11 protein-coding genes are annotated in these 15,194 nt (G+C 66.4%); 3 read left to right on the plus strand and 8 right to left on the minus strand.

What is annotated here, in order from left to right; translation table 11 throughout:
• Positions 1-26: 26 nt before the first annotated feature.
• Positions 27-2,612, plus strand: a complete 2,586-nt coding sequence (locus AC1D3B_RS20610) for a [protein-PII] uridylyltransferase (RefSeq protein WP_478192532.1) — start codon at positions 27-29, stop codon at positions 2,610-2,612.
• A 125-nt stretch (positions 2,613-2,737) separates the two neighbouring features.
• Complete coding sequence (locus AC1D3B_RS20615; RefSeq protein WP_478192533.1) at positions 2,738-3,547, plus strand: RES family NAD+ phosphorylase; 810 nt, start codon at positions 2,738-2,740, stop codon at positions 3,545-3,547.
• Between the two features lie 11 nt (positions 3,548-3,558).
• Here AC1D3B_RS20615 and AC1D3B_RS20620 read toward each other — a convergent pair whose 3' ends face one another.
• The 3 genes from AC1D3B_RS20620 to AC1D3B_RS20630 are packed head-to-tail and all read right to left on the minus strand — an operon-like array spanning position 3,559 to position 6,658.
• Entirely contained in the window at positions 3,559-4,617 is a 1,059-nt protein-coding gene (locus AC1D3B_RS20620; RefSeq protein ID WP_478192534.1) for an amino acid ABC transporter permease, read from the minus strand.
• Positions 4,614-5,630: an amino acid ABC transporter permease gene (locus AC1D3B_RS20625; RefSeq protein ID WP_478192535.1), complete on the minus strand. Its 1,017-nt coding sequence runs from the start codon at positions 5,628-5,630 to the stop codon at positions 4,614-4,616. Before AC1D3B_RS20625 ends, AC1D3B_RS20620 begins: the two co-directional genes overlap by 4 nt.
• Positions 5,627-6,658 carry an amino acid ABC transporter substrate-binding protein gene (locus tag AC1D3B_RS20630; protein WP_478192536.1) on the minus strand — a complete coding sequence of 344 codons (1,032 nt, stop codon included), beginning with the start codon at positions 6,656-6,658 and terminating at the stop codon, positions 5,627-5,629. The genes AC1D3B_RS20625 and AC1D3B_RS20630 overlap by 4 nt, the downstream gene beginning before the upstream one ends.
• 153 nt (positions 6,659-6,811) lie before the next feature.
• Here AC1D3B_RS20630 and AC1D3B_RS20635 point away from each other — a divergent pair, with 153 nt between their 5' ends.
• A complete protein-coding gene (locus AC1D3B_RS20635) occupies positions 6,812-7,216 on the plus strand; it encodes a DoxX family protein (protein ID WP_478192537.1) in 405 nt (134 codons plus the stop codon).
• 208 nt (positions 7,217-7,424) lie between these two features.
• Here the strand turns inward: AC1D3B_RS20635 and def are convergent, their stop codons facing one another.
• The 5 genes from def to smc form a co-directional block, all read right to left on the minus strand.
• Positions 7,425-7,964, minus strand: a complete 540-nt coding sequence (gene def, locus AC1D3B_RS20640) for a peptide deformylase (protein ID WP_478192538.1) — start codon at positions 7,962-7,964, stop codon at positions 7,425-7,427.
• A gap of 46 nt (positions 7,965-8,010) precedes the next feature.
• A complete protein-coding gene (locus AC1D3B_RS20645; protein WP_478192539.1) occupies positions 8,011-8,376 on the minus strand; it encodes a hypothetical protein in 366 nt (121 codons plus the stop codon).
• Positions 8,377-8,449: 73 nt separating this feature from the next.
• Entirely contained in the window at positions 8,450-10,540 is a 2,091-nt protein-coding gene (gene ligA / locus AC1D3B_RS20650) for an NAD-dependent DNA ligase LigA (protein WP_478192540.1), read from the minus strand.
• Between the two features lie 11 nt (positions 10,541-10,551).
• A complete protein-coding gene (locus AC1D3B_RS20655) occupies positions 10,552-11,646 on the minus strand; it encodes a cell division protein ZipA C-terminal FtsZ-binding domain-containing protein (protein ID WP_478192541.1) in 1,095 nt (364 codons plus the stop codon).
• 13 nt (positions 11,647-11,659) lie between these two features.
• Entirely contained in the window at positions 11,660-15,175 is a 3,516-nt protein-coding gene (gene smc, locus AC1D3B_RS20660) for a chromosome segregation protein SMC (protein WP_478192542.1), read from the minus strand.
• Positions 15,176-15,194: the final 19 nt, after the last annotated feature.

Below are 15,194 nucleotides of genomic sequence, written 5' to 3' on the forward strand. Positions count from 1 at the left end.
GGCGCCGGCTTCCGAGGGCGCTCGAGGTGGACATCCCATCATTGCGTGACGCCTACCGTACGCACAAGCTGGCGCTGTTCGACCAGCTTCGCAGCGCCCGCGCGCCCACCCGCAGCGTCCACACCGTGCTGCGCCAGCTCGCGGCGCTGTCCGACGAAACGCTGAGCGCGCTCTGGTCGGACGCCGGCTTCGGCAACCAGCTCGCGCTGGTCGCGGTCGGCGGCTTCGGGCGGGGCGAACTCTTTCCGTATTCGGACGTCGACGTGCTGCTGTTGTTGCCCGAAGGGCATGGAGCGGACATCGAACCCGGCCGCCTCGAAGCCTTCATCGGCCATTGCTGGGACGCCGGCCTGGAGATCGGCTCCAGCGTACGCACGGTCGCGGAATGCCTGGCCGAGGCCGCCAAGGACGTGACGGTCCAGACCTCGCTGCTCGAATCGCGCCTGATCGTCGGCGACAAGAAGCTCTACACCACCTTCCGCAAGAGCTTCCTCGCGGCCATCGACCCGCAGGCTTTCTTCGCCGCCAAGTCGCAGGAGATGCGGCACCGGCACCAGAAGTTCGAGAACACGCCCTACGCGCTCGAACCCAATTGCAAGGAATCGCCCGGCGGCCTGCGCGACCTCCAGACCATCCTCTGGATGACGAAGGCCGCAGGCTTCGGCAAGCGCTGGGACGATCTCGCGAAGAACGGCCTCGCCACCACCTTCGAGATCCAGCAGATCAAGCGCAACGAGGCACTGCTGAGCCTGATCCGTGCACGCCTGCACGTCACCGCCAACCGGCGCGAGGACCGGCTGGTGTTCGACCTGCAGACTGCCGTGGCCGCCACCTTCGGCTACGTCGGCGAATCGCAGCGCAAGGCGAGCGAGGCGCTCATGCGTCGCTACTACTGGGCCGCGAAGGCCGTCACGCAGCTCAACCAGATCCTGCTGCTCAACATCGCCGACCGCCTGCAGCCGCAGGCCGAGGAGCCGACGCCCATCAACGAGCGCTTCTACGAGAAGGGCGGGCTCATCGAGGTCGCGAGCGACGACCTCTACATCAGGAATCCGCACGCGATCCTCGAGACCTTCCTGCTCTACCAGAAGACCATCGGCGTCAACGGCCTGTCGGCCCGGACGCTGCGCGCGCTCTACAACGCGCGCCACGTGATGGACAGTAAGTTCCGCAACGACCGCACGAACCACATGACCTTCATGCGGATGCTGACGGAACCGCGCGGCATCACGCACGCGCTGCGGCTGATGAACCAGACCTCGGTGCTCGGGCGCTACCTGCGCGTCTTCCGCAGCATCGTGGGGCAGATGCAGCACGACCTGTTCCACGTCTACACGGTCGACCAGCACATCCTCATGGTGGTCCGCAATGTCCGGCGCTTCTTCATCGCCGAGCATGCGCACGAGTACCCCTTCTGCTCGCAACTCGCGGCCGGCTGGGACAAGCCTTGGATCCTGTACATCGCCGCGCTGTTCCACGACATCGCCAAGGGCCGCGGCGGCGACCATTCGACCCTGGGCGCGCGCGACGTCCGCCGCTTCTGCCGGCAGCACGAGATCTCGCGCGAAGACACGAAGCTGATCGAGTTCCTCGTCTCCGAGCACCTGGTGATGAGCCAGGTCGCGCAGAAGCAGGACCTGGGCGATCCCGAGGTGATCGGCGCCTTCGCCGGGCGCGTCGGCAACGAGCGCTACCTGACTGCCCTCTACCTGCTCACCATCGCCGACATCCGGGGCACCTCGCCGCGCGTGTGGAACGCGTGGAAAGGCAAGCTGCTCGAAGACCTCTACCGCTACACCCTGCGCGCCTTCGGCGGCCGCATGCCCGATCCGGGCGCGGAGATCGAGGCGCGCAAGCGCGAGGCCCTGGTGCAACTCGCGCTCCACGCCGAGCCGCTGGATTCGCACAGGGCACTCTGGGACACCCTCGATGTCGGCTACTTCATGCGCCACGACGCATCAGAGATCGCATGGCATGCCAGGCAGCTGTCGCGTCACGTGCCCCATCCCGGCGTGCCGATCGACCCGCACACGCCGCCCCTTGTCCGGGCCCGGCTGTCGCCGGTCGGAGAAGGCTTGCAGGTCGCGGTCTACACGCCGGACCAGCCCGACCTGTTCGCGCGCATCTGCGGCTACTTCGACCAGTCGTCCTTCAGCATCCTCGACGCCAAGGTGCATACCGCGACCAACGGCTTCGCGCTCGACACCTTCCAGGTGGTCACCACCTTCATCCCTGAGCACTACCGCGACCTGATCAACATGGTGGAGACCGGACTGGCCAAGACGCTGAGCGAGGCCGGCCCGCTGCCTGCGCCGAGCAAAGGGCGCGTTTCTCGCCGGGTGCGCAGCTTCCCTATCAAGCCGCGCATCAGCCTGCTGCCGGACGAGAAAGCCCAGCGCTGGCTGCTGAACATCTCCGCGAGCGATCGCGCGGGCTTGTTGTATTCGGTGGCGCGCGTGCTGGCGCGGCACCACCTCAACCTGCAACTCGCCAAGGTGACAACCCTTGGCGAACGTGTCGAGGACACCTTCCTGATCAGCGGGCCGGAACTGCAGGGCCAGCGGGCGCAACTCGCGATCGAGACGGAACTGCTCGAAGCGCTGGCTGCCTGAGGAGCTTGCCTTGGATGCCACGCCGCTGCGCCTGAAATCGCGGCTTTGCTTCAGCGGATTTCAACCTTGAACCTCCTGCTCGAACGGTTTGCAGGGAGGCCCTGGGATCGACACGGAGTCGCCGCATGACCAGACACGCCCTCCATCAAGCGACCGTCGCCAAGTACCACCTGATCAGGGAGACCTATGGTCTAGGCGATGTAGGAAGCTCCGTTCTTCAAGGTGTGCGCATGGTGTTCTTTCGCGGCAGAACGGTGGACCCGAAAGACCTTACCCCGAAGGCCAACCATTTCTCGTACCCGCCGGCCGAATACTGCCTGACATACGGCCGCGCCAATATTCCCGGCTTTCCGGTCTTCTATGCGGGTGAGTCCCCGGCCGTGGTGCTTGACGAGCTGCACATAAAAATCGGCGATTGGTTGCACCTCGCGGTCTTCAAGATGCCGATTCCGGCTGACATCGAACTCATGCTCTTGATCCACGATCAGTTTTGCGCCCCCAGTCGATGGGCGGATCTTCGCAACGAGTTGCGTGAGCATGTTCGCAATTCAGATGCACTGGCAGGAAGGCCAGACGAGACCTGGGACAGAATGCAGCAGACCCCGATGCAGTTTCGCAGAGAGGATTACAGCGATACCGCTGCGATAAGTCACTTCTGGCTTCATGAGAAGAATATCGACGCTGTCGTCTATCCCAGCATTCGAAACGATGAGTATTGCAACTTCGCGTTGTCCCCCGATTTTGTTGACCACCACGTTCAGTTGCACTGCGTGCACGCTTGCCGTTGGACCGGCAAGTATCTCGAGTTGCGGTATGTCGGCAGGACCGAAGACGGCAGGAGTCTCAATTGGGCGGAATGGACCCAGGACGACTGGAACGAGTTCAACACGGGCTACAAGGACCTTCGGCGGCTGGCACCATCATCCCCGGAGTAGTCGACGAAAATCTAGTCGCGCCCGGCTGCCAGCCGCCGCTCCAGCCACACGCTGTAGCGCGACAGCCCGAAGCACAACACCCAGTACACCAGCGCGATGAAGAGATACCCCTCGAGGTAGAACGGCCGCCAGGTCGGATCGCCGCCGAGGGCGAGGCCTAGCGCGCCCGTCAGCTCGAACAGGCCCACCACGGTGACGAGCGAGGTGTCCTTCAGCGTGCCGACCACGTTGTTGGTCAGCGCCGGCACGACGAGTCGCAGGGCCTGCGGCAGGATGATGTCGCGCTGCACCGGCCAGCGGCCGAATCCGAGCGCCATGGCGACCTCCGTCTGTCCTCGCGGCACTGCCTGAAGGCCGCCGCGGATGATCTCGGACAGGTAGGCTGCGACGAACAGCGACAAACCTGCGAGCACGCGCAGCAGCACGTCGGGCTGCCAGCCCGCGGGCCACAGCAGCGGCAGCAGGAACGAGGCCATGAACAGCACCGAGATCAGCGGCACGCCGCGCACGAGTTCGATGTAGGTCGCGCACAGCGTGCGAACGACCGGCCATTGCGAACGCCTCCCCAGCGCGAGCAACAGCGCCAAAGGGAAGGCAAGCGCCAGCCCCACGACCGCCAGCCCGATGGTCAACGGCAGTCCGCCCCAGCGATTCGTCGGGACGAACTCGAGGCCCACGAAACCGCCACGCATCAGCACGGCGAAGAACCCGAGCGCCACGACCCACAGCGGCAACAGCCACCAGCGCCAGGTACGCGGCCAAGCGCTGAGCATGGTGGTCAGTGACAGCACTGTGACGGCGATCGCGGGCCGCCATTGGTCCTCATACGGATAGCGCCCGAACAGGATCGGACGCCACTTCTCGGCAATCACGCCCCAGCAGGCGCCGTGTTGAACCGCCCGGCAGGCGTCGGCATCGGGGCGGAATACCGCATGCAGTACCGCCCAATCCACGGCGTGAACGCCGGCCCAGGCGAACAGGAGGACCAGCGCCACTGTCGATGCGATGCGCAGCGGCGATCCCCACAATTCCTGCCGCCACGCGATGGCCGGACGCGTCGCGCCGATCATCGCCACCCCCTCAGCGCGACCCGTGCGTTGTAGCGGTTCATGCCGCCGGAGATGAGGAGCGACAGCGCGAGGTACACCACCATGATCACGGCGATGCATTCGAAGGCGCGGCCGGTGGAGTTGAGCGAGGTATTGGCGATCGACACCAGTTCCGGGTAGCCGACTGCCACGGCCAACGACGAGTTCTTGGTCAGGCTCAGCAACTGGTTGGTGAGCGCGGGCACGATCACGCGCAAGGCTTGCGGCATCACCACCAGGCGCAGCTGCTGCCACGGCGACAGCCCCAATGCCTGCGCCGCGAGTTTCTGGCCCTGCGATACGGAGGTGATGCCGGCCCGGACGATCTCCGCGACGAATGAAGCCGTGTAGAGCCCCAGCGCAATCACGATCGCGAGGTATTCGGGACTCAACGCCGCGCCGCCGCTCACGTTGAAGCTGCCACGCTCCGGCCACTCGAAGTGGCTGGGCCACAGGGCACCCTCCTCCCTCACGGGCCAGGGCATCGACAGCCCGTCCTTGCTGAGCCAGAAGCCGGGCAGCAGTTCGAGCGGTTCGGTCGAATCGGGCAACAGTTGGGTGAGCGCGAAGTACAGCATCAGCAACTGCACCAGCAGCGGCACGTTGCGTATCGTCTCGACATAGGCGCCGCACAGGCCGCGCACCAGCACGTGTGGTGCGAGCCGGCCGATGCCGATCAGCGTGCCCAGCAGGACCGCCACCACGGCGGCGGGAATGGCCGCGCGAATGGTGTTGATGAGACCCGCCAGAAAGGCACGCCAGAACGGCTGGCCCGCGTGGAAGTCGAGCCAGCCCTCGGAGATCTCGAAGCCGGCCGGCTGCAGGAGGAAGTCGAAGCCGGAACGAACACCGCGGGCGCGCAAGACTTCCAGCGCATGGTGCACGAGCCAGAAAGCGCCCCCGGCCACTGCGGCAATCAACAACGCCTGAGCCGCCCACGCCAGCCAGACGGCGCGTCGCCCATCCGGCGCCGGACGGCCCGGCGCCGCGCTCATCGAACCGGCAATCCGTACATCAGCCCGCCCTTGTTCCACAGGTTGTTCGATCCGCGCGGCAGCTTCAGCACCGACTTCGGACCGACGTTGCGCTCGAAGACCTCGCCGTAGTTGCCCACCGCCTTGATGGCGCGATAGGACCAGTCCTTGTCGAGCCCCAGCAGCTTGCCGAGGTCGTCGCCGGTGCCGATCAGGCGCTGTTGTGCCGGATCCTTGCTGCTGGTCTTGAGCTCGTCGATGTTGGCCTGCGTGATGCCGAACTCCTCGGCCTCGATGAGCGCATTCGGCACCCACTTGGCGATGGCGAACCATTCGTCGTCGCCGCGTCGCACCAGCGGCGCGAGGGGCTCCTTGGAGATCAACTCAGGCAGGATGACGTAGTCGTCGGGATTGGGCGCTTCCTTGTTGCGCAGGCCCGCGAGTGCGGACGTGTCCGTCGTGAAGGCCTGGCAACGGCCGGCGAAGAAGGCCTTGAACGAGGCCTCGAAGCTCTCGAACACGACGGTCTTGACCGGGATGTTCTGCGCCTTGAAGTAGTCGGCGACATTCTTCTCGTTGGTCGTGCCCGACTGCGTGCAGATGGTGGCGTTCTTGAGTTGCTTGGCGCTCGTCACCTTGATCTTCTTAGGCACCAGGAAGCCCTGGCCGTCGTAGTAGGTGATGGTCGTGAAGTTGAAGCCGAGCGATGCGTCGCGCGTCAGGGTCCAGGTGGTGTTGCGCGCGAGGATGTCGATCTCACCGGCCTGCAGGGCCGAGAAGCGCTGCTGTGAGTTGAGCGGGACGAACTCCACCTTCGTGCCGTCGCCCAGCACCGCCGCGGCGATGGCGCGGCAGGTGTCGACGTCCAGTCCGGACCAGTTGCCCTGCGTGTCGGGCGCCGAGAAGCCGGCCACGCCATTGGTCACGCCGCACTTGACGGTGCCGCGCTGCTTGACGGCGTCGAGTGTCTTGCCGGCGAAGGCGGGCGCGGCGACGAAGGCCAGGGTGGCGGCGACGGCGGCGAGCGCCGGGCGGATGCGTTGATTCATTCGGGGATCCTCTCTCTCGTATGGAAGCAGCGGGCAGTTTACGGGCCGGCGCCGGAGTCTGCCAAGGAACCACCGGTTGGAAGCGCATTCTCAAAGAGGTCGCTCTTATAGACCACAATCGCGCCTGTTTTTTCAACTGAAAGGCTTTTTCAAATGATCCGTTCCGACGACACCGGCAAACTCGTCCTGCGCCTCGCGCTCGGCATCCTCATCCTGCTCCACGGCATCAGCAAGCTCAGCACGGGCGTCGGCGGGATCGAGGGGATGATCACCGCCCATGGTCTGCCGGGCGCCCTGGCCTACCTCGTCTATATCGGCGAGATCGTGGCGCCGGTACTGATGATCGTCGGCATCTACACGCGGCCGGCGGCGTGGATCACGGTCATCAACATGCTGGTCGCGATCTGGCTCGTGCACCTCAAGGACATCGGCAACCTGGGCAAGAGCGGTGGTTGGGCACTGGAACTTCAGGGCCTGTTCCTGTTTTCCGCACTGGCCGTCGCGCTCCTGGGCGCCGGACGCTTCAGCGTCGCCGGCACGGGCGGAAGGTATAACTAACCCCCAGGCTCGCGCACTTCGTGTCGCTCTCCACCCCCTTGCAGGGGGCAATCCCCGCGGCCCGGCGAAGCCGGTTCCGCGGGATTCTTGGTTCCACCCCCAGGCTCGCGCACTTCGTGTCGCTCTCCACCCCCTTGCAGGGGGCAATCCCTGCGGCCCGGCGAAGCCGGTTCCGCGGGATTTCTGGGCTTGGCTGTTTCGGACGAACTCAGTCGTCCTCGGCGGCATCTAGGCCTGGGAACAGGATTTCGGTGTAGCCGAAGCGCGAGAAGTCGCGCACGCGCATCGGGTATAGCTTGCCCAGCAGGTGGTCCACCTCGTGTTGGACCACGCGGGCGTGAAAGCCGCTTACGGTGCGATCGATGGGGTCGCCATACGGGTCGAAGCCCGTGTACCGGATGTTGGCGAAGCGCGGCACCACGCCGCGCAGGCCCGGCACCGAGAGGCATCCCTCCCAGCCCTCCTCTTCCTCGGTGCCGATCGGTGTGATGACCGGGTTGACCAGCACGGTTCGCGGCACGATCGGCGCGTCCGGGTAGCGTGGATTGACCGCGTCGGTGCCGAAGATCACGACCTGCTGGTCGACGCCGAGCTGCGGTGCGGCCAGTCCGGCACCGTTGACGGCGTGCATGGTCTCGAACATGTCGTGCACCAGCAGGTGCAGTTCGTCGGTATCGAAGGCGGCGACCGGCTGCGCAATGCGCAGCAGGCGAGGGTCGCCCATCTTGAGGATTTCGCGGATGGCCATCGCGGGATTATCGCGGCGGAGCGTGGGACGAGGCCGCGCGGTGCCACTATCGCCTGCCGCCGCGCCCGCCTCCGTAGTAGCCCCCGCCGCGGGCATAGACACCGCCACCGCCGTAGTAACCGGGCCGGCCGTAGTAGCCGCCACGCCCGTAATAGCCGCCGTAGTAGCCGGAGCGCCCGTAGTACCCACCCCAGTAGGCGGGACGTCCCCAATAGCCGCCGCCCCAACCCCAGTAATTGCCCCAGCAGCAGCCTCCGCCGACGTAGAGCGATGGCGATACGACCACCGGCCCCGGGTCGACGTAGTACGGATAGCCGCTGCTGGTGTAGTAAGGGCCCGGCGCCACGCAGCCGCCGAGAAAAGCGGTGGCGCCGATGGCGATGCCGGCTGACAGAGAGCGAATCCGGTTCATTCGAGCCTCCTGGGTCTTCCTGCTGCTCAACGGGCCGCGAGCGGCGCTGTTGACAGGGCAATTCCCGAAGGCTCTACGGTAGACCTTTTTCGAGAATCCCGAGCATCTGCGCTTCGTCGATCACCGTCACGCCCAGGTCGCGCGCCTTGTCGAGCTTGCTGCCGGCTTCGGCACCGGCCACGACGTAGTCGGTTTTCTTGCTCACGGAGCCGGCTACCTTGGCGCCGGCTGCTTCAAGCTTGTCCTTGGCCTCGTCGCGGCCCAGTGTAGGAAGCGTCCCGGTGATGACGAAGGTCTTTCCCGCCAGCGGCTTCGGCGCCCGTGCGGCGGGCTCGCCCTCTTCCCAGTGCACGCCGCAAGCGCGGAGCTGCTCGACAACCTCACGGTTGTGCGGCTGGTCGAAGAAGGTGCGCAGGCTGGTTGCGACCACCGGACCTACGTCGTTCACTTCGAGCAACTGCTCCTCGGTCGCATCCATGATCGCGTCGAGCTTGCCGAAGTGCTTGGCCAGATCCTTCGCGGTGCTCTCGCCGATGTGCCGGATGCCCAGGCCGAACAGGAAGCGCGGCAGCGTGGTTCTCTTCGAAGCCTCCAGGGCATCGACGATGTTCTTCGCCGACTTGTCCGCCATGCGGTCCAGACCGGCCAGCGTACTGAAGCCGAGCTTGTAAAGATCGGGCAGGGTGCGGATCAGGTTGGCGTCGACCAGCTGCTCGACCAGCTTGTCGCCCAGGCCCTCGATGTCGAGCGCGCGCCGTGCCGCAAAGTGGAGGATCGCCTCCTTGCGTTGTGCGCCGCAGAACAGGCCGCCGGTGCAGCGGTAATCGACCTCGCCCTCTTCGCGCAAGGCGTCCGAGCCGCAGACCGGGCACTTGCGCGGCATGGTGAACACGGGGCCGCGTTGATCGTCGGGTCGCGCAGCGCTCTCCGGCAGCACACCCACCACCTCGGGAATGACGTCGCCCGCGCGTCGCACGATGACGGTGTCGCCCACGCGCACGTCCTTGCGACGCGCCTCGTCCTCGTTGTGCAGCGTGGCGTTGGTCACGGTGACGCCACCGACGAACACCGGCGCCAGCTTGGCCACCGGGGTGAGCTTGCCGGTACGCCCGACCTGCACCTCGATCGCCAGCACCTCGGTCAGTTGTTCCTGTGCCGGGTACTTGTGTGCGACGGCCCAGCGGGGTTCGCGCGAGACGAAGCCGAGCTGGCGCTGCAACTCGACACTGTCGACCTTGTAGACGACGCCGTCGATGTCGTAGGGCAGCGCGTCGCGCTGGCGTCCCATCGTCTCGTGGAAGGCGATCAGTTCGATCGCGCCGCGCGCCCGGGTGGTCTGCGTCGCGACCGGAAAACCCCAGGCATGGAACCTCTGGAGCCAGTCGAACTGGGTCGGGCAATCCGGTCCTCCCTGGTCGGGGGGCGTGACTTCGCCGAGGCCGTAGGCAAAGAAGCTCAATGGCCGCGCAGCGGCGATCGCAGGGTCCAGCTGACGGACCGCGCCGGCCGCGGCGTTGCGCGGGTTGACGAAGACCTTCTCGTTCTTCTGGCCTGCCGCGATCTTCTCGCGCTGGCGTTCGTTGAGCGCATCGAAATCGTCGCGCCGCATGTAGACCTCGCCGCGCACTTCCACCACCGGCGGAATCTCCGAAGGCTTGCCCTGGAGCCGCAATGGGATCTGCTGGACAGTGCGGATGTTCTGCGTGACTTCCTCACCGATCTCGCCGTCCCCGCGGGTCGCGGCCTGCACCAGCACGCCGTTCTCGTAGCGAAGATTCAGCGCCAGACCGTCGAACTTCAGTTCGCAGACGTACTCGACCTGCGGCGCGTCCTCGGCCAGGCCGAGTTCCTTGCGCACGCGCGCATCGAAGGCGCTGGCGCCGCCGGGCGTGATGTCGGTCTCGGTGCGGATCGACAGCATCGGCACCTTGTGGCGCACCTTCGTGAATCCGTCGAGCGGCTTGCCACCCACCCGCTGTGTCGGCGAATCGGCCGTGCGCAGATCCGGGAATTCGGCCTCGATCGCCTGAAGGCGCTGGAAGAGCTTGTCGTACGCCGCGTCCGGCAACTCGGGCGCGTCGAGCACGTAGTAGAGATGCGCGTGGCGATGCAGCTGCTCGCTCAATGCGGCGGCCTCGCGCGCTGCGTCTGCATGCTTCGTCATCATGAAAGCCCTTAGCTGAATAGTCGACGTGCGAGCGGTGAACCAGCGGAAAGATCGCGCGTATCGAGCGTGTCATACAGCTGCTCCAGGTCGCCCCCGATCACGTCCATCGTCTCGTCGCGCAGGGGCTGGCCGTCGCTGTCGGTGACGATGCCATCCATCTCGCGCGCCAGCGTGGCCGCGGCTTCGCGCATGCGCTCGAAGGGCCGCTCGCCGCGATCGACCTGCGGCACGTCGAGGCTCAGCGTCAGTTCGCGGATCGCCGATTGCGCGGGATCGTCGGCCAACGCGGCCTGGGTATCGAAAGACAAACCGAGGATCGGCGGCAGCCCCACTTCACCCGCGGGCAGCACCATGCGACCCGGGATGATCCCGGCCACGAAGCCCAGACGCGCGGCATTCTGCTGCACATAGCCGGGACTCCAGGCGGCATGCCGCGCGCGCAGCACGAAGCTCAGTTGCGCATCGTGCGTGCTCGCGAACTGGTCGAGCTCTCGTGCCCGCCCCACTTCGTCGAGCATTTCGGGAAACTCCGGCGCACCGTTGACCGCGTCGGCAAAGGCCTGTGCCTTGACGACGAACTCGGAATATTCGATCTCGTTGAGCGCGCCCGTGCGGTTCGCCATCTGCACGCCGACCTGGAACGCGCCGTAGCGCTGGCCGGGCACCGCCGGTTCCCATTCACCCGTGTGTTCGTTGAGCCCTTCGACCGCGACCGGCTTGCTGCCCGCCCGGCGCGTGGCCGGCATGGCGGCGATAGCGGCATCGCCCGAGGCGAGGCCATCGAGCGAGACCGGCGCGATCACGTCGATCAGCGGATCGAGGCCGCCGCGGCGGTCGGCCGAGGGCATCGCCAGCGCGGCGGGTGCCGGCAGGTCCGGGTCGAACAGCGGCTCGTGCCGCTCGTTGCCGGGCACCTGGTGCGGATCGACGTGGAACACGGGCTCCTGGTCGTCCTGCCGGGGCGGCTCCGATTCGGGCGGTTCGCTGTCCTTGGCATCGGGTTGCCGTGGCGCGTTGCGATGGGAGGTCCAGGCGTTGTAGCCGACCACGGTGGCAAGGACGAGTCCGCCAAGGATGGCGAGGGCGACGGTGAGACTGCTCATGAACCGCGCTTGCTCAGGCCGCTTCGACCATCGACTTGGCCTCTTCCATGTCCACGGCCACGATGCGCGACACGCCCTGCTCCTGCATGGTCACGCCGATGAGCTGTTCGGCCATCTCCATCGCGATCTTGTTGTGGCTGATGAAGAGGAACTGGGTTTCGCGGCTCATGGCGGTCACGAGTTTGGCATAGCGCTCGGTGTTGGCGTCATCGAGCGGCGCATCCACTTCGTCCAGCAGGCAGAACGGCGCGGGGTTGAGCTGGAAGATCGCGAACACGAGCGCGATGGCCGTCAGCGCCTTCTCGCCGCCCGACAGCAGGTGGATGGTCTGGTTCTTCTTGCCAGGGGGCTGCGCCATCACCTGCACGCCGGAGTCGAGGATCTCGTCGCCGGTCATCATGAGGCGGGCATTGCCGCCACCGAAAAGCTCCGGGAACATGCGGCTGAAGTGCTCGTTGACGACCTTGAAGGTGCCGCCGAGCAGGTCGCGCGTCTCCGCATCGATCTTGCGGATCGCGTCTTCCAGCGTGCCTATCGCTTCGTTCAGGTCGGCGGACTGCGCATCGAGGAAGGTCTTGCGCTCGCGCGCCACGTTCAGTTCATCCAGCGCGGCGAGATTGACGGCGCCGAGCGATGCCACTTCGCGGTTCAGGCGATCGATTTCGCCTTGCAGGCCAGTGAGACGCACCTTGTCGGTCTCGATCGACAGCGCGATCGCTTCGAGATCGGCCTGGGCATCGGTCAGCAGTTGCTGGTATTGCTCGAAGCCCAGGCGTGCGGCCTGCTCCTTGAGCTGGAAGTCGGTGATGCGCTGTCGCAGCGGATCGAGTTCGCGTTCGAGCTGCAGACGGCGTTCGTCGCTGGCGCGCAGCTTGAGCGTGAGGTCGTCGTACTGGCTGCGCGAGGCGCCGAGCGCGGATTCGCGTTCGAGCTTGAGCGACAGCGCATCCTGCAGGCCGGCCTGCGCCGCCGCGTCGGACAGGCGACCCAGTTCGGCGCGGGCGCGTTCGTCTTCCTCGTTCAACGACACGGTCTGCTGCGTGGCCGTTTCGATGGCTCGGCTGAGTTCGCCGCGGCGCGCTTCGAGCGTGCGCTGGGCGAAGGTCGCTTCCTGCGCCTGGCGTTCCAGGCTGCGGTGCTGCTCGCGGCTGGCGGCCAGTGCGCGGCCGGCCTCGATCACGCGCTCATCCAATTGGGCGTGGCGCTCCTGGCTGTCAGCGAGCTGCATGTCCAGCTCTTCGAAGCGCGATTCGGCAGCGACGCGCCGTTCCTGCAACTCTTCGAGCTGGGCGTTCACCTCGCCCAGGTCGTTGGACAGCTGCTCGCTGCGGGCACGCGTCTGCTCGGCCAGTTGCGAGAGGCGCAGGGTTTCGACTTGCAGCTCGTGGGCACGCGATTGCGTGTCGGCAGCTTCGCGGCGCGCCGCGACCAGTCGTTGGGCGGCGTCACCGTAAGCGGCCTCCGCACGGGCGAGCGCTGTGCGCGATTCGTCGGCGATCAGCGTCTGGGCGCGCAACTGGCGCTCCAGGTTCTCCATTTCCTGTTGGCGCGCCAGCAAGCCGGCCTGCTCCGAGTCCTGGGCATAGAAGCTCACGCTGTGCGCCGTGACCGCGTGGCCGCTCTTGACGTAGATCGCCTCGCCCGCTTGCAGCTTGTCGCGCTGGGCCAGGGCGTCTTCGAGCGTTTCCGCGGTGAAGCAGCCATGCAGCCACTCAGTCAGCAGGGCCTGCTGGCCGGCGTCGCTCAGCCGCAGCAGGTCGGACAAGCGTGGGAACGCCGATGCACCTTGCGGCACGCCCGCCACGGGCGGCGTGTAGAAGGCCAGCTTGGCTGGCGGTGCGTCGCCGCCAAAGGCGCGCACCATGTCGAGCCGGCTGACTTCGAGCGCGCCGAGGCGCTCGCGCAGGGCGGATTCGAGGGCGTTTTCCCAGCCCTGCTCGATATGGATACGGCTCCACAGGCCCTGCAGGCTGTCGAGGCCATGCTTGGCGAGCCAGGGCGCGAGCTTGCCGTCGGTCTTGACCTTCTCCTGCAGCGCCTTGAGCGCTTCGAGCCGCGCCGACAGTTCGGCATGGCGGGCGCCTTCGGTGTTGACGGCCTGCTGGCGCGTGCGGCGGTCGTCGTCGAGTTGCGGCACGGCCTCCTGCAGGTCCTGCAAGCGCGCATCGGCTTCGGCGGACGCTTCCTGCGCGGCGGCGAGTTGTTCCTGGAGATCGCGCAGTCGTGCTTCGTCGGGCGCTGCCAGCGCGTTCTGGTCCGTGCGCAAGCGCTCGGCACGCTGGTTGAGCTGGCGGCTTTGCTCTTCGATGTTCCGCTGGTCGGCCGCAAGCACCTGGATCTGCTGCTGTACTTGCGAGACGGTCGCGCGCTGGGCGTTGGCTTCGTCCTGCGCGCGCCGTTGCGCGTCCTCCAGTTCGGGCATGCGCGCGTCATGCTCTTCGAGCTGGGCGGCCAGCAGTTCGGCCTGCTCCTCGGCGTTCACGCCCTGGCCGGCCAGGGTCTCGATCTCGGCTTCGGCATCTTCGCGGCGGGTGCTCCACTGTGCGATCTGTTCGCGCAATTGCACGAGGCGTTGCTCGACACGTTGGCGGCCTTCGACGACGAAGCGGATCTCGCCTTCGAGCCGGCCGACTTCGGCGCTGGCCTCGTACAGCTTGCCTTGTGCCTGGTTGACCTGGTCGCCGGCGGCGTAGTGCGCCTGCCGCACGGTTTCGAGTTCGGCCTCGATGTGGCGCAGGTCGGCCGTGCGCGATTCGAGGTCGTTGATGGCTTTCTCGGCGTCGGCCTTGACGCGGGCCTGGTCGGATTCGCTTTCGGTGCGCTTGAGGAACCACAACTGGTGCTGCTTGCGCGTGGCGTCGGCGGTCAGCGCGTTGTAGCGCGCGGCGACCTCGGCCTGCTTCTCCAGTCTTTCGAGGTTGCTGTTGAGCTCGCGAAGGATGTCTTCGACGCGCGTGAGGTTCTCGCGGGTGTCGCCGAGGCGGTTCTCGGTCTCACGGCGGCGTTCCTTGTATTTGGAGACGCCGGCCGCCTCTTCGAGGAAGAGTCGCAGTTCCTCGGGCTTCGATTCGATGATCCGGCTGATCGTGCCCTGGCCGATGATGGCGTAGGCGCGCGGCCCGAGTCCGGTGCCGAGGAACACGTCCTGCACGTCGCGGCGGCGCACCGGCTGGTTGTTGATGTAGTAGCTGGAATTGCCGTCGCGGGTCAGCACGCGCTTGACCGCGATTTCAGCGAACTGCGACCACTGGCCGCCGGCGCGGTGGTCGGCGTTGTCGAACACCAGTTCGACGCTCGAACGGCTCGCCTGCTTGCGCGTGGTCGTGCCGTTGAAGATGACGTCCTGCATCGACTCGCCGCGCAGTTCGGAGGCGCGCGATTCGCCGAGCACCCAGCGCACGGCGTCCATGATGTTCGATTTGCCGCAACCGTTGGGACCGACCACGCCCACGAGTTGGCCCGGCAGCAGGAAATTGGTGGGTTCGGCGAACGACTTGAAGCCGGAAAGCTTGATGGAATTGAGACGCACGGCGGGTCGGCCTTAAGGC

This window comes from Variovorax sp. P5_A3 (genome assembly GCF_056400665.1).